Source organism: Pseudomonas sp. PDNC002, from assembly GCF_016919445.1.
Taxonomy (GTDB): domain Bacteria; phylum Pseudomonadota; class Gammaproteobacteria; order Pseudomonadales; family Pseudomonadaceae; genus Pseudomonas.
This window is the reverse complement of the sequence record NZ_CP070356.1, coordinates 1,622,447-1,647,108: the sequence shown is the minus strand read 5'-3', so window position 1 is coordinate 1,647,108 and position 24,662 is coordinate 1,622,447. Positions and strand designations below refer to the sequence as shown.

The 24,662-nt window shown below is 66.1% G+C and carries 15 protein-coding genes; 4 read left to right on the top strand and 11 right to left on the bottom strand.

What is annotated here, in order from left to right; genetic code table 11:
• The first annotated feature begins 90 nt into the window (after nt 1–90).
• Nucleotides 91–519 carry a UPF0158 family protein gene (locus tag JVX91_RS07585; RefSeq protein WP_205338707.1) on the top strand — a complete coding sequence of 143 codons (429 nt, stop codon included), beginning with the start codon at nt 91–93 and terminating at the stop codon, nt 517–519.
• A 269-nt stretch (nt 520–788) separates the two neighbouring features.
• Here the strand turns inward: JVX91_RS07585 and JVX91_RS07580 are convergent, their stop codons facing one another.
• From JVX91_RS07580 to mexA, 3 genes are read right to left on the bottom strand one after another with little or no spacing between them, the layout of a single operon-like run.
• Nucleotides 789–2,246, bottom strand: coding sequence for an AdeC/AdeK/OprM family multidrug efflux complex outer membrane factor (locus JVX91_RS07580; RefSeq protein WP_205338706.1), 1,458 nt, complete (start codon nt 2,244–2,246; stop codon nt 789–791).
• Nucleotide 2,247: 1 nt separating this feature from the next.
• Nucleotides 2,248–5,391: an efflux RND transporter permease subunit gene (locus tag JVX91_RS07575; RefSeq protein WP_205338705.1), complete on the bottom strand. Its 3,144-nt coding sequence runs from the start codon at nt 5,389–5,391 to the stop codon at nt 2,248–2,250.
• 15 nt (nt 5,392–5,406) lie between these two features.
• A complete protein-coding gene (gene mexA, locus JVX91_RS07570; protein WP_205338704.1) occupies nt 5,407–6,564 on the bottom strand; it encodes a multidrug efflux RND transporter periplasmic adaptor subunit MexA in 1,158 nt (385 codons plus the stop codon).
• 269 nt (nt 6,565–6,833) lie between these two features.
• Here mexA and JVX91_RS07565 point away from each other — a divergent pair, with 269 nt between their 5' ends.
• Nucleotides 6,834–7,268 carry a MarR family transcriptional regulator gene (locus JVX91_RS07565; RefSeq protein WP_205339956.1) on the top strand — a complete coding sequence of 145 codons (435 nt, stop codon included), beginning with the start codon at nt 6,834–6,836 and terminating at the stop codon, nt 7,266–7,268.
• 51 nt (nt 7,269–7,319) lie between these two features.
• Here JVX91_RS07565 and JVX91_RS07560 read toward each other — a convergent pair whose 3' ends face one another.
• The 3 genes from JVX91_RS07560 to JVX91_RS07550 form a co-directional block, all read right to left on the bottom strand.
• Nucleotides 7,320–7,895, bottom strand: coding sequence for a YceI family protein (locus JVX91_RS07560; RefSeq protein ID WP_017520144.1), 576 nt, complete (start codon nt 7,893–7,895; stop codon nt 7,320–7,322).
• Nucleotides 7,896–7,923: 28 nt separating this feature from the next.
• A complete protein-coding gene (locus tag JVX91_RS07555; protein WP_205338703.1) occupies nt 7,924–8,478 on the bottom strand; it encodes a cytochrome b in 555 nt (184 codons plus the stop codon).
• A gap of 176 nt (nt 8,479–8,654) precedes the next feature.
• Nucleotides 8,655–10,142, bottom strand: a complete 1,488-nt coding sequence (locus JVX91_RS07550; protein ID WP_205338702.1) for a flavin monoamine oxidase family protein — start codon at nt 10,140–10,142, stop codon at nt 8,655–8,657.
• Between the two features lie 193 nt (nt 10,143–10,335).
• Between JVX91_RS07550 and JVX91_RS07545 the strand changes: the two genes are divergently transcribed.
• Nucleotides 10,336–11,739 carry an adenosylmethionine--8-amino-7-oxononanoate transaminase gene (locus JVX91_RS07545; RefSeq protein WP_205338701.1) on the top strand — a complete coding sequence of 468 codons (1,404 nt, stop codon included), beginning with the start codon at nt 10,336–10,338 and terminating at the stop codon, nt 11,737–11,739.
• Nucleotides 11,740–11,805: 66 nt separating this feature from the next.
• Nucleotides 11,806–12,525: a 16S rRNA (uracil(1498)-N(3))-methyltransferase gene (locus JVX91_RS07540; RefSeq protein WP_205338700.1), complete on the top strand. Its 720-nt coding sequence runs from the start codon at nt 11,806–11,808 to the stop codon at nt 12,523–12,525.
• Between the two features lie 695 nt (nt 12,526–13,220).
• Here the strand turns inward: JVX91_RS07540 and JVX91_RS07535 are convergent.
• The 5 genes from JVX91_RS07535 to JVX91_RS07515 form a co-directional block, all read right to left on the bottom strand.
• Nucleotides 13,221–13,835, bottom strand: coding sequence for a LysE family transporter (locus JVX91_RS07535; protein ID WP_205338699.1), 615 nt, complete (start codon nt 13,833–13,835; stop codon nt 13,221–13,223).
• Between the two features lie 79 nt (nt 13,836–13,914).
• Nucleotides 13,915–14,712: an AraC family transcriptional regulator gene (locus tag JVX91_RS07530; protein WP_205338698.1), complete on the bottom strand. Its 798-nt coding sequence runs from the start codon at nt 14,710–14,712 to the stop codon at nt 13,915–13,917.
• A 7-nt stretch (nt 14,713–14,719) separates the two neighbouring features.
• Nucleotides 14,720–15,205, bottom strand: coding sequence for a chemotaxis protein CheW (locus JVX91_RS07525; protein WP_205338697.1), 486 nt, complete (start codon nt 15,203–15,205; stop codon nt 14,720–14,722).
• A gap of 10 nt (nt 15,206–15,215) precedes the next feature.
• Nucleotides 15,216–16,250 carry a chemotaxis protein CheB gene (locus JVX91_RS07520; protein WP_205338696.1) on the bottom strand — a complete coding sequence of 345 codons (1,035 nt, stop codon included), beginning with the start codon at nt 16,248–16,250 and terminating at the stop codon, nt 15,216–15,218.
• On the bottom strand, nt 16,243–24,639 hold the full coding sequence (locus tag JVX91_RS07515) for an Hpt domain-containing protein (RefSeq protein WP_205338695.1): 8,397 nt from the start codon (nt 24,637–24,639) through the stop codon (nt 16,243–16,245). Before JVX91_RS07515 ends, JVX91_RS07520 begins: the two co-directional genes overlap by 8 nt.
• Between the last annotated feature and the right edge of the window lie 23 nt (nt 24,640–24,662).

The following is a 24,662-nucleotide window of genomic DNA, read 5'->3' as shown; positions in this document are numbered from 1 at the left end:
GGCCGGTGCGCCCGCACCGGCCGGCAACGACAGGACAGCTGTCATGCGCATGGCGTAGGATCAGTCACTCGCCATATAGGGAGAGTGACCATGCGCCCGCTGACCATCGACCTCGACGAACTCGCCTTCGCGCTCGACACCCAGGGTATCGATCACTACCTCGATCTGTTCAGCGGCCAGGTGCTGCTGATTCCCGAAGAAGATCCCGACCCGGAGCTGGCCGAACTGCTGCACCGCGAGCCGGAGCGCCTGCTGCCCATCGAGCCGCTGAGCAGCGGCCAGTCGCTGGAGCTGATGCGCGACTTCCTCCGCGAAGTGCCCGAGCCCCACGCCTATTCCGCCCTCGCCAACGCCATCGAAGGTCGCAAGCCGTTCAAGGCCTTCCGCCATGTGCTGATGGGGTATCCGGAGCTGTTGCAGGCCTGGTACGTCTACCAGGGCGAACGCCTGCGGGAGTGCGCGCTGGATTGGCTGGCGGACAACCAGATCCAGCCGGCTGGACGCAGCGCCCACCTGTAGGGGCGCGCCATCCGCGCGAGCTAGCAGGGACGTCCTGCGTAAAGCGCTGCCCTCTCCCCCGCCCTCTCCCTGAAGGGAGAGGGGGCTATTCGTGCCGGCTGACACATGGGTCTCAGCCCGCAGCCAACCAATCCCCTCTCCCTTCAGGGAGAGGGTTAGGGAGAGGGAATCCCTGGCACGGAACTCCAGAGTAAGACTGTTGCTCCTACAGGTGCACACCATCACACCAACAAAAACGCCGCCCCAAGGGGCGGCGTTTTTGTTTCCGATCAGAACAATCGGCCTTCCGGCGCCTCGCTGGAGATCGGCTTGGCCTGAGCTGCCGTCGCCTGCCAACCGCCACCCAGGGCCTTGTACAGGTTCACCTCGCTGGTCAGCTGGTTCAGTCGATCGGTGATCAGCTGCTGCTGGGCGCTGAACAGCGAGCGCTGCGCATCGAGCAGGGTCAGGTAGTTGTCCACACCGGTGCGGTAGCGCTTGTCGGCCAGGCGGTAGTACTCGCTGCTGGCATCCACCAGCGCGCGCTGCGCCTGCAACTGCTCGTTGAAGGTACCGCGCGCGGCGAGGCCATCGGCGACTTCGGAGAAGGCCGTCTGGATGGTCTTCTCGTACTGCGCGACGTTGATGTCCTTCTGCACCTTGGCCAGGTCCAGGCTCGCGCGCAGGCTGCCGGCGTTGAAGATCGGCAGGCTGATCGACGGCTTGAACAGCCAGGTGCCCGAACCGCCATCGAACAGGCCGCCGAGGTCCGGACTCAGGGTGCCGGCGTTGGCGGTCAGGCTGATGTTCGGGAAGAACGCCGCCCGCGCCGCGCCGATGTTGGCGTTGGCCGCCTTGAGCTGATGCTCCGCCTGGAGAATATCCGGGCGGCGTTGCAGCAGGTCGGATGGCAGGCCGGCCGGTACGGTGGCCAGCAACTCGTCGGACAGCTGGCGACCCTTAGGCAGGTCGCCCGGAAGGCCCGAGCCGAGCAGCAGCACCAGGGCATTCTGGTCCTGTGCCACCAGGCGGGTGTACTGCGCCAGTGTGGCCCGCGCACTTTCCACCTGGGTCTGCGATTGACGCAGGTCCAGCGCAGAGGCGACCCCAACCTCATAGCTGCGCTTGGTCAGGTCGTAGCTCTTCTGGTAGGTGCCCAGAGTGTTGCGGGTCAGCTCCAGCTGGGCCTGGTCGGCGCGCAGCGTCAGGTAGGCGTTGGCGACGTTGGCCACCAGGCTGGTCTGGGTGCTGCGCTGTGCCTCTTCGGTCGCGAAGTACTGTTCCAGCGCCTGGTCACGCAGCGCGCGCAGCCGGCCGAACAGGTCGATCTCCCAGGCGGTGACGCCCAGGGTCGCGCCGTACTGACTGCTGATCGTCGAACTGCCGGTCTGCGAAAGGTCCGCCGGCAGGCGCTGGCGCGAACCGTCGAAGCTGGCGTCAACCGCCGGGAACAGGTCGGCGCGCTGGATGCGGTACTGCGCCCGGTACGCTTCGATGTTCAACGCGGCAACGCGCAGGTCACGGTTGTTTTGCAGCGACACTTCGATCAGTCGCTGCAGCTGCGGGTCCTTGAAGAACTCGCGCCAGCCGATGTCGGCGCCGGCGTTGGCCGCCTGCGCCGCATCGTAGGCATTGCCCTGCGGATAGGCCGCGGCCACGGGCGCCTCGGGGCGCTCGTAGTCGGGGATCAGCGAGCAGCCGGACAGGACGGCTGCGGCGACCGCAAGGGACAGGAAGGACTTTCTCATATCAATGCCCCTTCTCGGTGGTTTGCTGTTCCTTGGACGCCTTGTCCTTGAACAGGGTACTGACCACCACATAGAACAACGGCACCCAGAAGATGGCGAGGACGGTCGCGGTGATCATGCCGCCGATCACGCCGGTACCGATCGCATGCTGGCTGCCCGAACCCGCACCGGTGGAGATCGCCAGCGGCAGTACGCCGAGGACGAATGCCAGGGAGGTCATCACGATCGGGCGCAGACGCATCCGGCATGCCTCGATGGCTGCCTCGACGATGGGTTTGCCCTCGCGCTCGTGCAATTCCTTGGCGAATTCCACGATCAGGATCGCGTTTTTCGCCGACAGACCAATCGTCGTCAACAGGCCCACCTGGAAGAACACGTCGTTGGACAGGCCACGCATGGACGTCGCCAGCAGCGCACCGATGACGCCCAGCGGCACCACCAGCATCACCGAGAACGGAATCGACCAGCTCTCGTACAGTGCCGCGAGGCACAGGAACACCACGATCAGCGACAGGGCGTAGAGCGCGGGAGCCTGCGAGCCGGACAGCCGTTCCTCGTAGGACAGGCCGGTCCAGGAGTAGCCGACGCCCTTGGGCAGTTGCTTGACGATATCCTCGACCGCCGCCATGGCCTCACCGGTGGATCGGCCCGGGGCCGGTTCACCGAGGACTTCCATGGCCGGTACGCCGTTGTAGCGCGCCAGTTTCGGCGAGCCGTAGCCCCACTCACCCGTCGCGAAGGCGCTGAACGGCACCATCTCGCCGGCGCTGTTGCGTACGTACCACTTGTCCAGGTCTTCCGGGCTCATCCGCGAGTTCGGGCGGCCTTGCAGGTAGACCTTCTTCACCCGACCGCGGTCGATGAAGTCGTTGACGTAGTTCGAGCCCCAGGCGATGGACACGGTGCTGTTGATGTCCGCCAGCGAGACGCCCAGCGCGCTGGCCTTCTCATCGTCGATCAGCAGCTTGTACTGCGGCTCGTCGTTCAGGCCGTTGGGGCGCACGCGTTGCAACGCCGGGTTCTGCGAGGCCATGCCGAGGAACTGGTTGCGCGCCTGCATCAGCACTTCGTGGCCGACGCCGGCCTGGTCCTGGAGGAAGATGTCGAAGCCCACGGCGTTACCCAGTTCGAGTACCGCCGGCGGGGCGAAGGCGAACACCATCGCGTCCTTGAAGCTGAAGAAGTGCTGCTGCGCACGCTGGGCCAGCGCGAACACGCTGTTCTCCGCGCCCGGACGCTCTTCCCAGGGCTTGAGCATGATGAAGGCCATGCCCGAACTCTGACCACGGCCGGCGAAGTTGAAGCCGGTCACGGTGAACACCGAGGCCACCGAGCTGCTTTCCTTCTCCAGCAGGTACTCACGCATCGAGTCCACCACCACCTGGGTACGCTCGGCGGACGAGCCGGCCGGCGTCTGCACCTGGGCGAACAGCACGCCCTGGTCCTCGTCGGGGAGGAACGCGGTGGGAATGCGGGTGAACAGGTAGATCATGCCGCCGAGGATCAGCACATACATCAGCAGGTACGGCATGCGGTGCTTGAGGATCGAGGTGACGCCGCGCTCGTAGCCATGGGTGGTGGCGAGGAACTTGCGGTTGAACCAGCCGAAGAAGCCGCGTTTGTGCTCGCCGTGGTCGCCCTTCTCGATGGGCTTGAGCATGGTGGCGCAGAGCGCCGGGGTCAGGATCAGCGCCACGATCACCGACAGGGCCATGGCCGAGACGATGGTGATGGAGAACTGCCGGTAGATCACCCCGGTGGAGCCGCCGAAGAAGGCCATCGGCAGGAACACCGCCGACAGCACCATGGCGATGCCCACCAGCGCGCCCTGGATCTGGTCCATGGACTTGCGCGCCGCCTCGCGGGGCGACAGGCCTTCCTCGGCCATTACCCGCTCGACGTTTTCCACCACGACGATGGCGTCGTCCACCAACAAGCCGATCGCCAGCACCATGCCGAACATGGTCAGGGTGTTGATCGAGAAGCCGAAGGCGGCGAGTACGCCGAAGGTGCCCAGCAGTACCACCGGCACGGCGATCGTCGGGATCAGCGTAGCGCGGAAGTTCTGCAGGAACAGGTACATCACCAGGAACACCAGCAGGATCGCTTCGCCAAGGGTCTTCACCACCTCATGGATGGAGGCGGAAACCACTGGGGTGGTGTCGTACGGGTAGACGATCTTCATGCCCTGCGGGAAGAACGGCTCCAGGGTGGCCAGGGTGGCGCGGATCGACTTGGCAGTGTCCAGCGCGTTGGCGCCGGTGGCCAGCTTGATCGCGATACCCGAGGCCGGCTTGCCGTTGAACTGGGCGTTGATGCTGTAGTCCTGACCGCCAAGGGCCACGTCGGCGACGTCTTTCAGGCGAACCTGGGAGCCGTCGGCGTTGACCTTGAGGAGGATTTCCTTGAACTGCTCGGCGCTCTGCAGGCGGGTCTTGCCGATGATCGTGGCGTTGAGCTGCTGGCCCTTGACCGCGGGCAGGCCGCCCAACTGGCCGGAGGAGATCTGCACGTTCTGCGCCTGGATCGCCGTCTTCACGTCGCCCGGAGTCATCTGGAAGCTGTTGAGCTTCGCCGGGTCCAGCCAGATGCGCATGGCGTACTGCGAACCGAACACCTGGAAGTCGCCCACACCGGCGGTCCGCGACAGCGGGTCCTGGATGTTGGAAACGATGTAGTTCGACAGGTCTTCCCGGGTCATGCTGCCGCTTTCGGAAACGACGCCGACCACCATCAGGAAGTTCTTCACCGCCTTGGTCACGCGGATGCCCTGCTGCTGCACTTCCTGCGGCAGGAGCGGCGTGGCCAGCTGCAGTTTGTTCTGCACCTGGACCTGGGCGATGTCCGCACTGGTGCCCTGGTCGAACGTCACGGTGATGGTCATGCTGCCGTCGGAGTTGGACTCCGAGGAGATGTAGCGCAGATGGTCGAGACCGTTCATCTGCTGCTCGATGACCTGCACCACGGTGTCCTGCACCGTCTCGGCGGACGCGCCTGGGTAGCTCACCTGGATGGCGATTGCCGGCGGCGCGATCGCCGGGTACTGGTTCACCGGCAACTTGAGGATCGACAGACCGCCCGCCAGCATGATCACCAGGGCGATTACCCAGGCGAAAATGGGCCGGTCAATGAAAAACTTCGACATTACGAATCCCCTTGATTAACCCTGCTTGGCCGGTTCGGCGGCGGCGGGCTTGTCGGCGGCACCAGCGGTGGGCGCCACGTTCTTCGCGGGTACGGCCTTGGCCTGGGCGCCCGGCTGGACGTACTGCAGGCCTTCGGTGATCAGGCGATCGCCGGGCTTGAGGCCATCGCTGACCAGCCAGTAGGCGCCAACGGTGCGCTCGGTCTTGAGGGTGCGCAGCTCGACCTTGTCGTCGGCGCCCAGTACCAGCGCCGTGGCCATGCCACGGAAGTCACGGGTAACGCCCTGTTGCGGCGCGAGGATGGCTTGCTTCTTGATGCCCTCTTCCAGCTGCGCATGGACGAACATGCCCGGCAGCAGCTCCTTCTTCGGGTTGGGGAAGATGGCGCGCACGGTCACCGAACCGGTGCCCTGATCGACGGACACCTCGGAGAACTCAAGCTTGCCCTCGATGGGGTATTCGGAGCCGTCTTCCAGGTACAGCTTGACCTTGGCGGCATTGTCACCGGCCTTCTCCAGTTGCCCGGCGGCCAGCTCGCGACGCAGGCGGATCAGCGCGGTGGAGGACTGGGTGACGTCGACGTAGATCGGGTCCAGTTGCTGCACAGTAGCCAGCGCGGTGGCCTGGCCGTTCTGCACCAGGGCGCCCTCGGTCACGTTGGAGCGGCCGATACGACCGGAGATGGGCGAGTAGACCTTGGTGTAGCGCACATTGATCTTGGCGTTGTCGACGGTGGCCTTGGCCTGCAGGTAGGCGGCCTGGGCGTCGGCGTATTGCTGCTTGCTCACCGCCTCGTCCTTCACCAGTTCCTTGTAGCGCTCGGCCTGCTGCTGGGTAGATACCAGGTTGGCCTGGGCACTCTGCAGGGTTGCGTCATAGGTGGCCGGATCGATCTGGTACAGCTGCTGGCCTTCCTTGACGTCGCTGCCTTCCTTGAACAGGCGCTTGAGGATGATGCCGTTCACCTGCGGGCGAACTTCGGCGATGCGATACGCGGTGGTGCGGCCGGGCAGTTCGGTGCTCAGGGTCACTTCCTGCGATTGCAGGGTCACCACTCCCACTTCGGGAATCGGCTTCTCCTGCGGAGCCTGGCTCTTGTCGCAGCCGGCAAGGGTGGCCATGGCGACGAGCAGGGCCGGAACCAGAGCGCGCATGGCTGGCTTTCGTTGCATATCGTTGTCCTCGTGAGCAAAGCGTCCGGGTTGGCTGTGGGCTTGCCGGTCCGGAAAGGCTGGCAAAATACTTACATTCAGCTCTGTTTGTAAACGTCCGAAAGCCCTGAGGGAAAACTACTGAAACGATTTAGCCAAAAGCTGAATCCGCAGTAGATTTCCCGCAAGGCAGTCGCGGCGACTAACAAAGTTGATAACATCAACTAAAATACGAAAAAATGGTTGAGCTGATCAACCTGATTTACACAAGGTTTACCGTGACCGAGCCGATGACCCATAACGTGAATCCCGACCTGCCGCAGACCCTGATGAAAGTTCTCGACCAGTTGCGCGAGAGCCTCCAGGACCAGCTGTGCGCGGAGGGTATCGACCTCACTCCGCCGGACATCCGCCTGCTCGAACTGATCGGCGCCGACGCCGGGCAAAGCCTGCAGAGCCTGGGGCGCAAGATGTGCCGCGACAAGGCGCTGGTAACCCGCAAGATTCGCGAGATGGAGAACCTCGGCCTGGTGCGCCGGGAGCGCAACCCCGACGACCAGCGCAGCTTCCAGCTGTTCCTCACCGAGGCCGGCCGGCATATCGACTCCCGGTCCCAGGCGATCCTTGCACGAACGCATGACAATCTGTTCGCACCGCTCGACGACACCGAGCAGCGCACCCTCGCGCAGCTCCTGCGGCAGTGCCTGCAGGGGCACGAGGCCTGACACTACAAACGAAAACGCCGGCATTTGCCGGCGTTTTCGCATTCCTGCGTCTTACTGACGCACCCCTTCGACCGACAGGGTGAGCTCGACTTCCTGGGAAGCCGGGCCGAGGTCGCGCTGGATGTTGAAGTCTTTCAGCTTGAGGGTGGTGGTACCGAGGAAGCCGGCACGGTAGCCGCCCCACGGATCGTCGCCCTGGCCGATCAGTTCAGCCTTGATGGTGACCGGCTTGGTCACGCCATTAAGGGTCAGGTTACCGGTGATCTCGGCATTCTTGCCATCGGCCTTCACGGCGGTGGACTCGAAGGTCGCGGTCGGGTTCTTCGATACGTTCAGGAAGTCCGGGCTGCGCAGGTGCTTGTCACGCTCGGCGTGGTTGGAGTTCACGCTGTTGGTGTTGATGGTCACCTTGACCTTGTCGGCGGACGGGTTCTTCTCGTCGAAGGTGAAGGCACCGTCGAAATCGTCGAAGCGGCCGTACAGCCAGCTGTAACCCAGGTGCTTGATGCGGAACTCGATGAAGGCGTGCTGGCCTTCCTTGTCGATCTTGTAGTCCGCGGCCATGGCCTGGCCAGCGGAGAACAGTGCGGTACCCAGCGCCAGAGCGGCGAACGTCTTCTTCAGCATTGAAGCAATCTCCCTTTGGGGTGAGGTGTTATTTCGCGGCACGACCGAGCATGCGGACTAACGTCTCATCGCGGTCGAAGAAATGGTGTTTGAACGCCGCCAGGGCGTGCAGCACGGCGAGGACGACCAGGGCCCAGGCCAGGTAAAGGTGGATCGCGCCGGCGATGTCGGCCTGGTCGGTAATGCCGCTCAGGGTGGCCGGCACGTCGAACCAGCCGAACACGCTGATGGGTTTGCCCTCGGCGGTGGAAATCAGGTAGCCGGCAATGATCACGGCGAACAGCAGCGCGTACAGCGCCAGGTGGCCCAGCTTGGTGGCCAGGCGGGTGAGCTGGCCGTGGTTGGCCGGTGTCGGCGGTGCCGGGCTGATGAAGCGCCAAACCACGCGCAGGATCAGCGCGATGGCCAGCAGGATGCCGATGCTCTTGTGGATTTCCGGGGCGCGGTGGTACCAGGTGTCGTAGTAGTCCAGCTCACGCATCCACAGGCCCAGGCCGAACAGGCCGAAGACCACCAGCGCGCTGCCCCAGTGCAGGAACAGGCTGACCAGTCCGTAGCGGGCGGGGGAATTACGCCATTGCATCGATACTCATCCTCGAAAACGGAGATTCAAGACTAGCGGCTAATCCATCGAATAAAAGCAGAAAAACCTGCTTTGAAACATCGACTGACAAGATAGGTCACCGCTGGAACAGGCATGCCAGAGCCCTGAAACGACAATGCCGGCTTGCGCCGGCATTGTCATTGGAACAGCTTCGATCAGAACGGCAGCCAGGACATGATGCCCTTCTTCTCGCCCTTCTCGGCCGGCGCATCGCTGGCGGCAGGCTTGCTCTCGGCCACCGCGGCGTTGCCTTCGAGGACGGGCGTCTTGCCGGCCTGCAGGTCACGCACCTGGCTGGCAGCACGCTTGCCGCTGCGCAGGGCGCCTTCGATGGTGCCCGGGTAAAGCGCGTCGGTGTGCTCGCCGGCGAAGGCCACGCGGGACACCGGGGTCTCCCACACGCGCCAGAAGCGGCTGATCTGGCCCGGACCGTAGGCCAGGTAGGAACCGCCGGTGCCGACGTCGGTGCTGTAGCGACGCATCTCATAGCCGTCGTAGGCACCGCGCATCTTCGGGTAGTACTTGTTCATGCGGATCAGCACCTGCTCTGACAGCTGGCGATCACCGAAAGCCTGCATTACGCGGGCGTTGTCGCCGGACAGGTTGATCAGCACGTTGGCGCCGCCCTTGGTCGCGGGCTCGACCCAGATCATGCCCAGGCCCTGGTCGCTGTAGATCTCGCCGGACAGGCGCGACTTGTCGTCCCACACCGGGCGCTTGAACTTCATCAGGATCTGGTCGCGCCAGCCGTAGTTGGTGCCCTTGAGCGCCGCCAGCTGCTTCTCGTTCAGGCCCGGGGTCAGGGTGATGTTGCCCAGGGCGCGCAGCGGCACGGCCAGCACCAGGTAGTCGGCGGTATAGCCGGTGGGGCCGACCTTGACGGTCACGCCGTCCTTGTCCTGGCTGATCGAAGTGACCTTGGCGTTGGTCTTGATGGTCTTGATCTGCTTGACGAAGGCCTGCGCCAGCACCTGGCTGCCGCCGGGCAGACGCGCCGCGCGCAGGTCGCGGTCATCGACGCCACGGTACACACGGCCCTGCTGGGCGAGGTAGAGCAGCGACAGGCGCGACGGCTCGTCGTAGTGCGAACGGATGCGCTGGTTGACCAGCAGGCGCGCGGTCGGCGACAGGTTCAGCTTGTCCAGCCAGCGCGCGGCGGTGAGCTGGTCGAGGGCGAACAGGGTCTTGTTCGCCAGCGGGTTGAGCGGGTCGTCGATGGAGGCGGACAGCTCGTTCAGGGACTTCTCGAAACGCTCGAGGTCCGCGGCGACGGCCGGCATCTTGGTCTTCAGGTCGGCGCTGCTGTAGTAGACGCCGTCGATCAGGTAGCTCGGGGTACGGACGAATTCCGGTGCCGGCACCGAATTCACCTTCAGGGTGTCCAGGTAGCCGTTGAGGGTCGGCTGGACCTTCTTGTTGCCGATCCACTCGCTGGTGGCCAGGCCCGAGCGGCCGCCCACCTGCGGTTTGGCTTCGAGCAGGGTGACCTGCCAGCCCGCCTGCTGCAGCTCGTAGGCCGCGGAAAGACCGGCGAGCCCGCCGCCGACCACGATGGCGGTCGGTTGTTTGTCCTTGCCCAGCGCCACAACGCTGAACACGCCCAGAGCGAGCAGCGCGGCAGCGCGCAGCCATCCCATTTTCATCGCCAGACTTCCCCGAATTGGTGCAAAGGCGCGAAGCATACGTGAGCGCCTGAAAGCCGAATAGCTGTCTTGGTCGGCTGCCTACTACATGTGTCGTAGGACGTGTCCTTGTTCATCTCAGGTGCATTGAATAGGCTTGCCCGATCCGTGCAAGTCGATAGTCGGACATGCCGTCATAAGTAAGGAGCAGCCCATGGGCCTGAATGCCGAGTGGATGCAGCGCGATCTCGAAGTGCTGTGGCACCCCTGCACCCAGATGAAAGACCACGAACGCCTGCCGGTGATCCCGATTCGCCGTGGCGAAGGCATCTGGCTGGAGGACTTCGAAGGCAAGCGCTACCTCGACGCCGTCAGCTCCTGGTGGGTGAACGTCTTCGGCCACGCCAACCCGCGCATCAACCAGCGCATCAAGGACCAGGTCGACCAGCTGGAGCACGTGATCCTCGCTGGCTTCAGCCACCAGCCGGTGATCGAGCTGTCCGAGCGCCTGCTGCGCCTGGCGCCAGCCGGATTCTCCCGGGTGTTCTATGCCGACAGCGGCTCGGCGGGCATCGAAGTGGCGCTGAAGATGAGCTACCACTATTGGCAGAACCTCGGCCAGCCGGGGAAGAAACGCTTCATCACCCTGACCAACAGTTACCACGGCGAAACCGTGGCGGCGATGTCGGTGGGCGACGTGGCGCTGTTCACCGAAACCTACAAGTCGCTGCTGATGGACACCATCAAGGTGCCGACCCCCGACTGCTACCTGCGCCCCGAGGGCATGAGCTGGGAAGAGCACTCGCGGACGATGTTCGCCGCCATGGAGCAGGCGCTGGAGCAGCACCACAAGGAGGTCGCGGCGGTGATCGTCGAGCCGCTGGTACAGGGCGCCGGCGGCATGCGCATGTACCATCCGGTCTACCTCAAGCTGCTGCGCGAGGCCTGCGACCGCTACGGCGTGCACCTGATCCACGACGAGATCGCCGTCGGCTTCGGCCGCACCGGCACGATGTTCGCCTGCGAACAGGCCGGCATCACCCCGGACTTCCTGGTGCTGTCCAAGGCGCTGACCGGCGGCTACCTGGCGATGAGCGCGGTGCTTACCACCGACACCGTCTACCAGGCGTTCTACGACGACTACACCACCCTGCGCGCCTTCCTCCACTCGCACACCTACACCGGCAACCCGCTGGCCTGCGCCGCCGCCCTGGCGACCCTGGACATCTTCGAACAGGACAACGTCATCGAGGCCAACAAGGCCCTGGCGGCGAAGATGGCCAGCGCCACCGCGCACCTGGCCGATCACCCGCACGTTTCGGAAATCCGCCAGACCGGCATGATCCTCGCCATCGAGATGGTCCAGGACAAGGCGACGAAAACCGCCTATCCCTGGCAGGAACGCCGCGGCCTGAAGGTCTTCCAGCATGGCCTGGAGCGCGGCGCACTGCTGCGCCCGCTGGGCAGCGTGGTGTACTTCCTGCCGCCGTACATCATCACCCCGGAGCAGATCGACTTCCTCGCCGAGGTCGCCAGCGAAGGTATCGATATCGCCACCCGCGACAGTGTCAGCGTGCCGGTCAGCGAACGCTTCCCCGATCACCGCGATCCGGGCTGATCGGCTACAAGCGGCAGGCCGAAAGCTTTAAGCTTGCCGCTTCCCTCTTTTCTGCCCGAAATCGCCATGCGCCTCTCCCGCTTCTTCATCGACGCCCAGCTCTCCCTCGGCCAGCACGAGCTGCCCGAAGCCCAGGCCCACTACATCGGCCGAGTGCTGCGCCACAGCGCCGGCGATGCCGTGCAGCTGTTCGACGGTTCTGGCCGCGAGTACCTGGGCGAGCTGATCGAAGTGGGCAAGAAGAACGTCCGCGTGGAATTGCGCGAAGTCTTCGACGGCCAGGCCGAATCGCCGCTACGCGTGCACCTCGGCCAGGGCCTGTCCCGTGGCGAGCGCATGGACTGGGCGATTCAGAAAGCCACTGAACTGGGCGCCAGCGAGATCACCCCGATCGTCAGCGAGCGCTGCGAAGTGCGCCTGAAGGACGAACGCGCCGACAAGCGCATGGCCCACTGGCGCCAGGTGGCGATCAGCGCCTGCGAACAGTGCGGCCGCTCGGTGCTGCCGGTTCTCAACGCGCCAGTCACCCTCGCCGAATGGCTGGAGAGCTGCGAGGCGCAGCTCAAGCTGGTGCTGCACCCGGTGGCCGAGCCGCTGACCAGTCATGACAAGCCGGCGAGCCTGGCTTTCCTGATTGGTCCTGAAGGTGGCTTGAGCGATGGCGAGGTGGAACAGGCGAAGGCCGCCGGATTCCATGCTGCTCGGCTGGGGCCTCGCGTATTGCGCACCGAAACCGCTCCGGTTGTGGCGCTGAGTGTGGCGCAGCAATTGTGGGGCGACTTCTAGGTCGAGGCTCCGCGCCAGCCCGAGAGCCCCTCACCCTAACCCTCTCCCAGGGGGAGAGGGGATCGTTCGGAGCAGGGTGAAACCCAGGCATCAGCTGGCACGGTCGGCTCCCTCTCCCAAAGGGAGAGGGGACTGTTCGGAGTGGGGTGAAACCCAGGCATCAGCTGGCATGGTCGGCTCCCTCTCCCAGAGGGAGAGGGGACTGTTCGGAGCAGGGTGAATCCCAGGCATCAGCTGGCATGGTCGGCTCCCTCTCCCAGAGGGAGAGGGACTGTTCGGAGCAGGATGAAACCCAGACATCAGCTGGCATGGTTGGCTCCCTCTCCCAGAGGGAGAGGGGACTGTTCGGAGCAGGGTGAAACCCAGGCATCAGCTGGCATGGCCGGCTCCCTCTCCCAGAGGGAGAGGGGACCGTTCGGAGCAGGGTGAAACCCAGGCATCAGCTGGCATGGTCGGCTCCCTCTCCCAGAGGGAGAGGGGACTGTTCGGAGCAGGATGAAACCCAGGCATCAGCTGGCATGGTTGGCTCCCTCTCCCAGAGGGAGAGGGGACTGTTCGGAGGAGGATGAAACCCAGGCATCAGCTGGCATGGCGGGCTCCCTCTCCCCCTGGGAGAGGGCTGGGGTGAGGGGAAGCCGGCGGCACGGATGCCAAGCAGGTTCGCGAACAGCCCAGACAACAGGACATCCGGCGCTTCAGATTCCCCGCAACGCCAATCCCGCCAGCACCAGCAACACCACGCCACACAACGCATGGCTCACCCGATGCCAACGCGGCGAAGCATTGCGCCGCAGCCAGTCCACCAAGCCCGCGCAGAGGAAGCAGCAGAGCACCGAGGCAGTCATGAAGCCGGCGAAGAACACCAGCGAATCCGCCAGGGTCGGTACGCCGTCGACCAGGCCGGCCATGGCGCCGCCCAGCGCGCCCCAGTAGACGATGTTCTTCGGGTTCGACAGCGACAGCATGGCCCCGGAAGCGAACGCCCCGGCGTTGTGCTCATCGCCTTCCCCCTCCTCCACCACGCCCACGCGGCGCGCATCCAGCAGGCTCTGTACGCCCAGCCAGGCGAGATAGGCGGCGCTGGCCAGGGTCAGCGGCAGGCGCAGGGTTTCGTGGCCCAGCAGCAGCGCCAGCCCGGTCAGGCCGATCAGCGCCCATACCGCATCGCCGATCAATGAGCCAAATTGCACCAGCAGCGCCGGACGGAAGCCACCCTTGAGGCCGCGGCGCAACGTTTCCGCCAGGACCGCACCGGGAGAAAGACAGAAGACGATGCCGAACAGCAGTGCGGCGAAGAACAAGGTCAGCATGAATCAACACTCGAACGGGAAGACGATGGCACCAGTCTGCCTGACGGCAAGGTGGCAAACTTGAACCGGATTGCGCTGCTCAGCGCACGGCGCGCTGGAAGCTGCCCGGCGCGACAGCGTATGCCGCGCGGAAATGCCGGTTCAGATGGCTCTGGTCGGCAAAGCCCAGCGCATGAGCCACCTCGGTCGCCTGCAAGCCGCCGCGCAACAGCGCCTGTGCGCGTCGGGTACGCAATTGCATCGACCATTGCCGTGGGCTCAGGCCGACCTGCTTCTGGAAGCTGCGCAGCAGATGGAAGCGCGACAGTCCCAGATACTTCGCCATCTCGTCCAGGCTGGGCTGCCGCGCCAGGTCGGCGGCCAGCCACTCCTGCAACTGGGCGATCCGTCCACCGCTCTCGGCCATTTCACGCGGTAGTCGTGCACCCATCGCATGGGCGATGTCGGCTAGCAGCAGGGTCAGGCACTCCTCGCCACGCTGGCGGACGAACAGATCGTCGCCCAGCACTCGCTCCACGCCGTCAGCCATGGCGCAGGCCAGGGCGGGAAGGCGCTCGGTGGGGCGCTCGAACTCCAGGCGCTGCAAGCCGAGCATCGTGGCCAGTTGTTCCGGCGCGATATACAGGCTGACGAACTGCCAGGGCTGACCCTCGGCCACGCCGCCGCCCTGGATCTGACCGGGGTTGTAGGCGGTGAACGAACCAGGGCCGGCGTCGAAGGTGCGTCCATCCAGCCAGACGCTTTCCTCGCCGCGCAGGTTGGCACTGATGACGAATTCGTCGTGGCTGTGCCGTTCGAAGGAGTGGCCACCCAGCGTTGCGCTGGCCACCTCGAAGCCGGGAAGGTCCCCCAGTTGGGCGAGGCGCAGGCCACTCATGGCGGGCTCAGATCAGGCCGGAGTCGGCCAGCTTCTGTTCCAGCGCGACCAGATCCGGAATACGCGCCTGGGCGTCGCCCAGGTCCACGGCGTCCAGCTCCAGCGGGGCCAGCGGCACGTCGGCGCGCTTGAGGTCGGAGCCGACCTTCAACGAACGCGGGATGCCCTGTACCAGCAGCGCGAAGAACTTCACGTTGGGCCGCCCGCCCAGGGCGTTGACCACGATCACCCGCGCGCCGGAGCTGACGTGGGCCTGGCCATCGGACGCCGCCTCGAAGGACAGCAGCGGGAGGCGCAGGTCGCGCCAGGCCACCTGGCCCAGGTACCACGAGGGCAGGCCGGCCACCGGTTGCGGGGCGCGGTAGGTGATCAGCTCGGCCACCGCCACGTTGGGCAGCAGCAGGTTGCGATCGGCCAGCGGCACCAGCAGGCCGGTGAGGCTGTCGGGGGCGGTGTTGGCCGCAGCGGTGCTGGCGACAGGGAGATCCGTCATCGATCCACTCTCATTGCGTGACTTCGCCGACGCACTGCGCCGCGAGGTGATTGACCAGCGTCGCCGCGAGTTCGCGCGGATCGCCGGAGAAGGTGCTGTAGCCGCCTTCGCGCAGGCTGTCGGGCATGCTGGAACAGGCGCAGCTGTCGGCGCGCTGGGTCCAGATCGGAGCACCCTGGCGCCGCACGTAGGCCGCGGCGGCGCTGCCGTCGCTGCACATGCCGCTGAAGACGATCACGCCGCAGCGCCCGCCATACTGCTGGGCGAGGTTGAGCATCATCTGGTCGATGGACGGGCTGTAGGGTTCCGGCCAGCTGCGATCTTCCACCCGCATGCGCGCCGCGGTATCGAAGCCCAGCTCCTGGGTGATCGGCACTACCACGACCTCGCCGCAGCGCACCGCGTCGCCGTCGCGCACGGTGTTGACGTGCCACTGGCTGTGGCGGCCAACGGCCTGTGGCAGGTTGCCTTCGAACGAAGGATCGATGTGCTGGGCGTAGAGGAAGCCCACCGGCAGGCCGCCGGGCAGCGCATCGAGGAAAGTCTTCACGGCGGCCGGGCCGCCGAGGGAGGCCGCCAGCAGCCAGACCTGCGCAGCCGGTTCACCGGCCTTGAGCGGCGAGGCAGCGAGATCTTCGGGCAGCGCCACACGGGCGGGGCGCTGCGCTTCATCCAGCAGGGCAGCCAGGCTGCGCCCGACGCCGGCGCTGGGGTCGCCCACCAGTTTGCGCAGCTTGGACACCAACCGGCGTTCCCAACGCGGGTAATGTTCCGAATGCCGTTCCGGCGCGTGGCCTTCGCCGAACAGCACGGGGACCCGCGACTGCTCCAGCAGGTTGTCCACCAGCGGCGAGTCCTCCTGCTGCGCCAGGTCCACCAGCCACAGGTCGGTCTCGCAGGCGTCCAGCTGCTCACCCTCAAGGCGCGCCGGATCGGCATTGAGCACCACCTGGTAACCGTGCCCGGCCAGCGCCTGCGCCAGCACATGGCGCTGCAGGGACGTATCGGCGATTACCGCAATGCGCGGCGTGCTCTGCTCAGACATGGGCCTTCACCAGCTTCTGGATGTTCTCCAGCAGCTCGGATTCCTGGTACGGCTTGCCCAGGTACTGGTTGACGCCGATGGCCAGGGCGCGATCGCGGTGTTTTTCGCCGGTACGCGAGGTGATCATGATGATCGGCAGGTCCTTGAGCTGTTCGTCGTGGCGCACCAGGGTCGCCACCTCGAAACCGTCCATGCGCGGCATCTCGATATCCAGCAGCATGATGTCGGGCTTGTGCTCCTGCAGCTGGGCGATGGCGTCCACCCCGTCCTTGGCGGTCAGCACGTTCATGCCGTTGCGCTCCAGCAGGCGGCTGGTGACCTTGCGTACGGTAACCGAGTCGTCCACCACCATGACCAGGGTCGGCCGCTGGTGTTCGATCTCCGCCACGGTCGGGCCCGCCAGCTGGCGGCGCGGCGCGTGCTGGACGAGTTGGGCGTGAAGCACACGAATGGTCGCCAGCAGGTCGAGAATCACCACCACGCGGCCATCACCGAGGATGGTCGCGCCGGAGATGCCGCTCACACCCGCGAACTGCGCGCCGAGGCTCTTCACCACGATTTCGCGCGAGCCCGCCAGGGCATCCACCTGCACCGCCACGGCGTGGTCCGCCGAGCGCACCAGGATCACTGGCAGCGGCAACGACTGGCCGACCAGCTTGGGATGCTGGCCGTTGTTCAGCAGGTCGCCGAGGTACTTCAGTTCATAGCTCTGGCCGGCGTACTCGAAGCGCGGCGCAGTGCCGGACTCGTCGGCGGCGGCCTGTTCGTAGAGCGCTTCGAGCTCGTACGGGGAGACCCGCACGATGCCTTCGATGGTGTTCAGCGGCAGGGCGTACAGGTCCTCGCCGGACAGCACCATCAATGCACGGTTCACCGACACGGTGAACGGCAGGCGGATATCGAAGCGGGTGCCTTCGCCCAGGCTGGAATGGATGCTCATGGAGCCGCCGAGCTGTTTCACCTCGGAGTTCACCACGTCCATGCCCACGCCACGGCCGGAAATCTGCGTGACCTTCTCGGCGGTACTGAAACCGGCCTCGAGGATGAACTGCAGAACCTCGTGGTCGGACAGATCGCTATCGCCGGCCATCAGGCCACGCTCGATGGCCTTGCGGCGCACCGCGTCGAGACGAATGCCCGCACCGTCGTCAGCCAGGGTCAGGAGGATGTCACCACCCTCGCGGCCGAGGGTCAGGCGGATGGTGCCCTGCTCCGCCTTGCCGGCGATGCGACGCGCCTCGCCGGACTCGATGCCATGGTCGACGGCGTTGCGCAGCATGTGCTCCAGCGGCGCGACGATGCGTTCGAGCACGGTGCGGTCCATCTCGCCTTCGGCGTTGCTGACCACGAACTCCACCTGCTTGCCCAGCTCGCTCGCCACCTGGCGGACGATCCGGCGCAGACGCGGCACCAGGCGGTCGAAGGGCACCATGCGGGTGCGCATCAGGCCTTCCTGCAGCTCGGTGTTGACCCGCGCCTGTTGCAGCAGCAGGGTCTCGGCGTCACGGTTCTTGGCGGCCAGGGTTTCCTTGAGGTCGAACAAGTCGGAAGCGGACTCGAACAGCGCGCGGGAGAGCTGCTGCAGCTGCGAGTAACGGTCCATTTCCAACGGGTCGAATTCTTCGTAGCCGGCGCGCTCGGCGTCGGCCTGGTGGCGCGAGAGGATCTGCGCCTGGGTTTCGGTATCGAGGCGGCGCAACTGGTCGCGGACCCGCTCGATGGTGGCGTCCATCTCGCCGAGGGTCGAGCCAACGTCGCTCACCTGCTGCTCGACACGGCCACGGAAGATGGAGGTCTCACCGGCGAGGTTGACCAGGCCCTCGAGCAACTGCGCGGGCACCTTCACCAGTTCCTGCGGCGCGCGGCGGGCGGCAGCCTCCTGGGCGGCCTCCTGGGCACGGCGCACGAACGGCAGCACCACCGGAGCCTCGACGCGCTGCGGCACGGTGGCGGCCATGATGGCTTCCGGCAGGGCCGGCAGGCTCACCGGAGCGGGCTCTTCGGCTACCGGCTCCTCGACTTCCGCTTCGGCGACCTCGACTTCACCCAGGTGCAGGCGCAGTTGGTCGACCTCGGCCTGCAGGCCTTCGAAGCCGGACTGCACGTCCAGCAACAGGCTTTCCGGCCAGGGCGCGCCCTGCTGCTGGGCTTCGCCCAGGTGCTGCTCGAGATCATGAGCCAGGTCACCCAGGCTGGTCTGGCCAGCCAGGCGCGCACCGCCCTTGAGGGTATGGAGAATGCGCAACAGCTCGTCCAGCGCGCCGTTCTCACGTTCGGCGTCCCAACGGCCCAGCGCCTGCTCCATGCCTTCGAGAAGGTCATCGGCCTCTTCCAGGAAGATGTCCAGGATGTCGGCTTCCGGGCCTTCCGGCGCGGCTGTCGGTGTACTGACCGCATGCAGGCTGACGCTGCTGGGGATACTCAGTTGTTCTTCGGGGTTGGCGCGAAATCGGCGGATCGCTTCGATGAGCGACTCACCTCCCGGAACTGGACGATGCCCCTGAACGGCCTCGAGCATTTCGGCGAGACGATCGTGGCAACGCTGCAGCAGCTCGAAGAGCGTCGGGCTGGCGCGCAGGCGCCCGCCGCAGAGGCCTTCGTAGAGGAATTCCAGCTCGTGGGCGAGGTCGCCGATGGGGCGGATCTCGGCCATCCGCGCGCCGCCCTTGAGGGTGTGCAAGTCGCGTTGCAGCGCTTCCAGCTCGACGCTGTTGTCGGGGTTTTCCATCCAGCGCTGCAGGGCGCCGGAGGAGCTTTCGAGGATGTCGAAACCTTCCTCGAGGAAGATTTCCACGAGTTCCGGGTCACGCTCCTCGTCCAGCACGAATTCGCTGTCCTGCACGATGTCCGGCGCGGTGACCGGCTCATCGGCGGGCTCGACCAGCTCGCCCGCATCGCTTGCATCGACGGATTCCGCCGAGGGCTGGGCGATATCCGTCTCGGCCTCTTCCAGGAACGCCTGCAGATCAATTTCGGCGGGCGCGGAGTCCAGCTCCGGCTCGGCGACTGCCTCGGGCAGGTCGACAGCGATTTCCGGCTCCGCCTCGGTAGGCAGCTCCAGTTCGATCTCGGCGTCGGCGACGATCTCGGGCAGTTCGGCCGCGACCTCTTCCTCGGCCACGACATCCTGCTCTGGCTGTTCGGCCAGGGCTTGCGGTAGTCCCAGGCCGGCGGCGGGGTTCTGGCGGAAGGTGCGGATGGTCTGCACCAGGTCGGCCGGATCGGCCAGCACCTGGCCGGCCTGCAATTGGTCAAGCTGGGTCGCGAGGCGGTCGTGGCAGGTGCGCAGCAGGTCGCCCAGTGCGGGGCTGTGCTGGAAGCGATGGTCGACCAGGCCTTCATAGAGCGACTCGAGCTCATGGGACAGGTCGCCGATCTCGCGGATTTCCGCCATGCGCGCGCCACCCTTGAGGGTGTGCAGGTCGCGCTGCAGGGTCGACAGGGCGGCAAGGCCCTCCGGCGAGGCCAGCCACTGATCCAGCGCCTGGCCGGCGTTGTCGAGAATGTCGACGGCTTCTTCCAGGAAGATCGCCACCATTTCCTCGTCCAGCGCACGCGGCGGTTGCTGCGGGGTGGGATGGGCATGGGGCGTCTCGGCGGTGATGACGTCTTCATCGTCATCGTCGGCCGCGCGGCGCGGGCCGCCGTCGTGATCATTGCGCGGCGACCAGTTCAGGCCGTCGGGCAGGTTGTCGTCGTCCACCGGGCGGCTGTCGAGGAGGAATTCCTCGTCTTCGGCCGGGAAGTCCTCGGCGGTCAGGCTTTCCAGGTCGACGAACTCGTTTTCCTCGTCGTCCTGCGGCACTGGCGCATCCAGCAGGCGATGCAATGCCTCGACCTGCTCCGGACGGGCACTGACCTGCAGCGCGGCGGCCACCTGGTCCATCATGCCGATCAGCGCTTCATGGGCGCTTTCCGCGGCGGTGAAGAAGGCATCGCCGGTTTCCAGGTGGCCCTGGCGCACGGCACCGTAAACCGCCAACAGCGCATCGGCCAGCTCGGCCATCTGCGGCAGCTCGGCCATTTGCGCGCCACGGCTGAGGGTTTCCAGCTCATCGTGCAGAGCGCCCAGTTCCTGGCGCTCCTGCGGGTGTTCGCGCCAGCGGCGCAGCAGGTCTTCGGCGTCCAGCAGGATGTCCATGCCTTCGGCGAGGAACATGCCGATCAGCTGCGGATCGTTCCCGCTGCCCTCGCCACTGTCGCCACGGCGCTTGGCCTCGGCGGCCTCCAGACGCTCCTGGTGAACCTGCGCGATGCGCGCCAACAGCTCCTGACTACCCTCGATGGGCGCCAGCGGGCGGCCTTCCACGAGTTGGTCGAGGCCGACGCGGAACAGGCGCTCGGCGCCGTGCAGCAGCTCGGCCTCGCGCAGGTCGACCTGCAGCAGATTGGTCTTGAACTCCTTCACCAGCCGCTCCAGCGGCGTGGCGATTTCGGCGATCGGCAGGATGCCGGCCATGTGCGCGCTGCCCTTGAGGGTGTGCAGGGCACGCTGCAAGTCGTCGGTCACCGGTTGCGGCAATTGTTGTGCGCAATCGGCGAGGAACCCGACCAGGGTCTCCAGGTGGGTTTCCGCTTCGTTGCGGAAGATTTCCAGCAATTGCGGATCGAGGCTTTCGTCCAGGCCGTCGCCGATTTCCAGCGCGCTGGCGACATCGACCGCCTCGATCTCGGCGGTTTCAACGGCCAGGCTCTCGCTCGACTCGGGCAGGCCACCGCCGGGCGGCGGTACCGGCTGGCCCTTGGCCAAGGCATGGGCGGTAGCGGCCAGGCGATCGACATCGTCGCGCTGGCGCTGGGTGTTGGCGGCGAATTCGCCGACCAGATCCGGCATCAGCCCGACGACATCCTGGACCACCTGCAGGACCGCCGGCGAGGCGGCGATGCTGCGGTCGAGCACGCGGTTGAGCAGGTTCTCGATGGACCACGCCAGCTCACCGATCACCAGCGCACGGACCATCCGGCCGCTGCCCTTGAGGGTGTGGAAGGCGCGGCGGATTTCGGTCAGCGATTCGCGGTCGTCGGTGCTGGACAGCCAGGTGGGCAAGTGCCCGGCGATGGTCTCCAGCACTTCGCCAGCTTCCTCGATGAAGACTTCGCGCAGCTCGTCGTCCATCGGTTCTTCGTCGGCGGGCGGCGGCAGCAGGCTGGGCGGCACGTCCTGGGCCGGCGGGTTGATCGCCGAGACGGGCGCAGCCATGACTTCGGCGAGCGACAACGGCTTTTCCGCAGGCGCGGCGGCTTCCGGTTCCACGTCCGGCGGGCTGGGCAGCTCCACCTCCGGGAGGTCCAGATCGGCGATGTCCAGCTCGCTCCAGGCTTCGGCCTGAACGGCGGGCGAGTCGACGTCGAGCAGCGGCTCGAGCTCCAGCGGAGCGTCGAGGCTGAGATCGACGCCTGCCTCCAGCGCCGACGGCGCGGCTGTTTCGCCGAGGGTCCAGTTATCGTCGCTGACCAGGGATTGCTCCGCGGCCGGCGTTTCGCTGGGGATACCCAGATCGTCCAGCGATTCCAGGGTGACCAGTGCCGGGGATTCTGCGTTTTCCAGGCTGGTGAAGTGCTCATCCAGCTCCAGGGGCTCGGCCGGCGATTCAACTGCCGGCTGGCTCAGGTCGACGCTGAACCAGTCTTCCTCGTTGGCGTTGCCGGCGGGTTCGGCCGGGGCGCCCGGGACGACCGGTTCCAGCTCCCAGTCCATGTCGTCCAGCGGCGCAGGCGGCGCTTCCAGCGAAGGGTGCGCGGCGAAGGCGTCGGCCGGCCCATCCGCTTGGGGCGCAGAAAGGTCCAGCGCTTCCCAGGTTTCCGCTACGGCAGCAGGTGCCGCGGCCACGGACTCGTCGCTCGGCGCAGCCTCCAGGCTCGGCGCTTCGACCAGCGGCACGCTGTCGTCGAGGCTCCATTCGAGCTCGTCGGCAACCGGCGTGGCGGGGGTTTCATCAGTGGCATCCAGGCTGAATGCCGGGCTGGCCGTCTCGTGGCTGTCATCCAGCGACCAGCCTTCGTCGGCCAGGACGCTACCGGTGACCGGTACTGCCGGCTCCAGTTCGATATCCCAGCTGAGGCTTTCCGGCTCTAAGGTCGCCGCCGATATTTCTGGCAAGACGTCCGGCGAGACGTCCGCTGGCTCCAGGGAGTCCAGCGTCAACTCGCCCAGATCGGCGCTCGGTGCCGTCGGCTGGGGCGCGGAATCGAGCACCAGCGGCTCGAAGGTGAAATCGTCGTCCTCGCCCAGGGCATCGGCGGGGGGCGAATGAGTGACCTCGATGGCAGCTTCGTCGGTACCCGTCGCGGCGACTTCCGCGCGCGGCTCGGACACGTCCAGCGGCTCGAACTCGAACGACAGGTCGTCGGCGGCCAGTTCCGCCACTTCGGTGGCATCGGCTTCCGCGAGCGGCAGCTCCTCCGCCGGTTGCAGCGCGTCGCTGTGCTCGTCGAGCTCGGCGGGGGCAGGCTCCTGCAGGTCTTCGATGTCCAGGCGGAACAGCTCGTCAGCCACCGGCTCGCCAGCACTCTGCGCCAGCTCGGGCGCAGGCCCGTCCAGGCTGTCGGCGATTTCCAGGGGCGCGGCCAGGTCCGGGACATCTTCCAGTGCCACGCTCTCCGACGGGATCGGCTCGGCACCGAGGACATCGATCTCGTCCAGCGGGTTGTCCAGCGGGGCGGGCGAATGCTCGGCCGGGACCGCATCGAGGATCGACGGGCGCGGCGTGAGGGAATAGCCCAGGCTGTCCAGACTCTCCTCGGCCACGTCGAGGATCACGTCACCCTGGGTGCTGTGGTCTTCGGACAGGCGTTCGAGGTAGTACTCGACGCTGGTGATGGCGTCGGCCAGGGTGTCCAGGCTGTGCCAATCCGGCACGGCCTGGCGCACCAGCAGTTGTTCCTGGATGTAGCGATTGCAGTTTTCCAGCAGCTTCGCCGCACGCTCCTGGGAGATCATCGCCAGGCCGCCGCGAACCTGCGTCAGCAGTTCCGGCACGCGGGCCAGGTGCTCGTGATTCCACTGCGAGGCGATGAACTCGATGATCGCGTCCTTGGCCAGTTCCAGGCCATTGCGCGCTTCCTTGATCACCACCTGGTGGATCTGCTCGACGTCGGTGGTCGGCAGGACGTTCTCTTCGCTGCCCGGCTCTTCGCTCGGGCCGACCATGCCGGCCAGGGTCGCTTCGACGTACAGCAGGGCGCCGGCGACATCCATCAGGGTGGCGTCGTTGGGCTGGCGCTGGCCGTGGGCGAGCGCGCTCACCACGTCGATCTGGTCGAGGATGACCTTGCGCGGCTGGCCGAAGCCCAGCACGGCGAGGGTATCGGCGATCTGCTTGAGCGGCGCGAGCAGGCTGCCCAGTTCGTTCACCGCGCTGCGGTCGCTGCGCACGAAGAGGTCGAGGCTGTCCTTGACCCGCACCAGTTCCTCGCACAGCGCGCCGACGACCGAACGCATGGCGTCACGGTCGGGGCCGGCCAGGCGGGCGCGCTCTTCGTCCACCAGGGCTTCGCCCGGCAGGGCGTCGTCGAGGCGGTACTCGTCCTTCACCGCACGCACGCGCGGCGACTGGTCGGAGGCCTTGGCCACGTAGAACAGCAGGTTCTTGATCAGTTCGTCCGGCGCCGGCTGGTTCATGGCGTCGGCGCCCTGGTCGACCAGGCGCTTGAACTCGCGGTCGACCTGGCGCAGCAGGTTACGCACGGAGGTGCCGTTGGCGATGCTGCCGTTGGCCAGGCCTTCGATCATCGCCGAGGCGATCACCCACAGGCGGCCCAGCGGGGCGTCCTTGCACAGGGACTCGAGGCGGGCGAAGACGCGCGCGAGGTACCCCAGATTGGTCGGCAGGTCCTGGTTGCGGATAACGCCGACCAGGGCAACCTGCAGCATCTGCCGCAGCTTGCGCAGCAGTGCCGGCAGCTCTGCGGTGCGCAGGCGCGCCAGGGCGTCCACCGGCAATACCGGCGAGGACTGGGTGAGATCAGGGGAGAACAGACTGGTTTCCGACAGCAGCTTCTCGCCGCGGGCGGTGCGCAGGTCGTTGAGCAGCGGCAGCACGACCATCGGCAGGTCGCGGCGGGCGCTCTGGATGCGCTCCAGGTACGCCGGCAGTTGCAGGATGGCCTGCATCAGCACTTCCAGCGCTTCGCTCTGGCTGGAGGCGCTGCCATCGATCAGGGCCTGGGCCAGGTACTCCATTTCTTCGGCGAGCAGTGCCGCGCCGTAGAACTCCACCATCTGCAGGGTGCCACGCACCTGGTGGATATAGGCCAGGCAAAAGCCCATCCGCGTCGGGTCCTGGGGATTCTCGACGTAGGATTCGAGGGCTTGCCGCGCCTGCTTGAGCGTTTCGGCAATCTCGCCTTTTACCCATTCCAGGGCGACATAGTCGTGCCGATCACCCATAGCCACTCCACTCATGTGTCTGT

Excerpts from the sequence above, each read along its gene's own strand:
- JVX91_RS07535 (WP_205338699.1), bottom strand. The coding sequence starts at position 13,835 with ATGCTGACCTTGTTCTTCGCCGCACTGCTGTTCGGCATCGTCTTCTGT.
- JVX91_RS07560 (WP_017520144.1), bottom strand. The coding sequence starts at position 7,895 with ATGCTGAAGAAGACGTTCGCCGCTCTGGCGCTGGGTACCGCACTGTTC.
- JVX91_RS07540 (WP_205338700.1), top strand. The coding sequence starts at position 11,806 with ATGCGCCTCTCCCGCTTCTTCATCGACGCCCAGCTCTCCCTCGGCCAG.
- JVX91_RS07585 (WP_205338707.1), top strand. The coding sequence starts at position 91 with ATGCGCCCGCTGACCATCGACCTCGACGAACTCGCCTTCGCGCTCGAC.
- JVX91_RS07545 (WP_205338701.1), top strand. The coding sequence starts at position 10,336 with ATGGGCCTGAATGCCGAGTGGATGCAGCGCGATCTCGAAGTGCTGTGG.
- JVX91_RS07565 (WP_205339956.1), top strand. The coding sequence starts at position 6,834 with ATGACCCATAACGTGAATCCCGACCTGCCGCAGACCCTGATGAAAGTT.
- JVX91_RS07550 (WP_205338702.1), bottom strand. The coding sequence starts at position 10,142 with ATGAAAATGGGATGGCTGCGCGCTGCCGCGCTGCTCGCTCTGGGCGTG.
- JVX91_RS07520 (WP_205338696.1), bottom strand. The coding sequence starts at position 16,250 with ATGTCTGAGCAGAGCACGCCGCGCATTGCGGTAATCGCCGATACGTCC.
- JVX91_RS07525 (WP_205338697.1), bottom strand. The coding sequence starts at position 15,205 with ATGACGGATCTCCCTGTCGCCAGCACCGCTGCGGCCAACACCGCCCCC.
- mexA (WP_205338704.1), bottom strand. The coding sequence starts at position 6,564 with ATGCAACGAAAGCCAGCCATGCGCGCTCTGGTTCCGGCCCTGCTCGTC.
- JVX91_RS07575 (WP_205338705.1), bottom strand. The coding sequence starts at position 5,391 with ATGTCGAAGTTTTTCATTGACCGGCCCATTTTCGCCTGGGTAATCGCC.
- JVX91_RS07515 (WP_205338695.1), bottom strand. The coding sequence starts at position 24,639 with ATGGGTGATCGGCACGACTATGTCGCCCTGGAATGGGTAAAAGGCGAG.
- JVX91_RS07555 (WP_205338703.1), bottom strand. The coding sequence starts at position 8,478 with ATGCAATGGCGTAATTCCCCCGCCCGCTACGGACTGGTCAGCCTGTTC.
- JVX91_RS07580 (WP_205338706.1), bottom strand. The coding sequence starts at position 2,246 with ATGAGAAAGTCCTTCCTGTCCCTTGCGGTCGCCGCAGCCGTCCTGTCC.
- JVX91_RS07530 (WP_205338698.1), bottom strand. The coding sequence starts at position 14,712 with ATGAGTGGCCTGCGCCTCGCCCAACTGGGGGACCTTCCCGGCTTCGAG.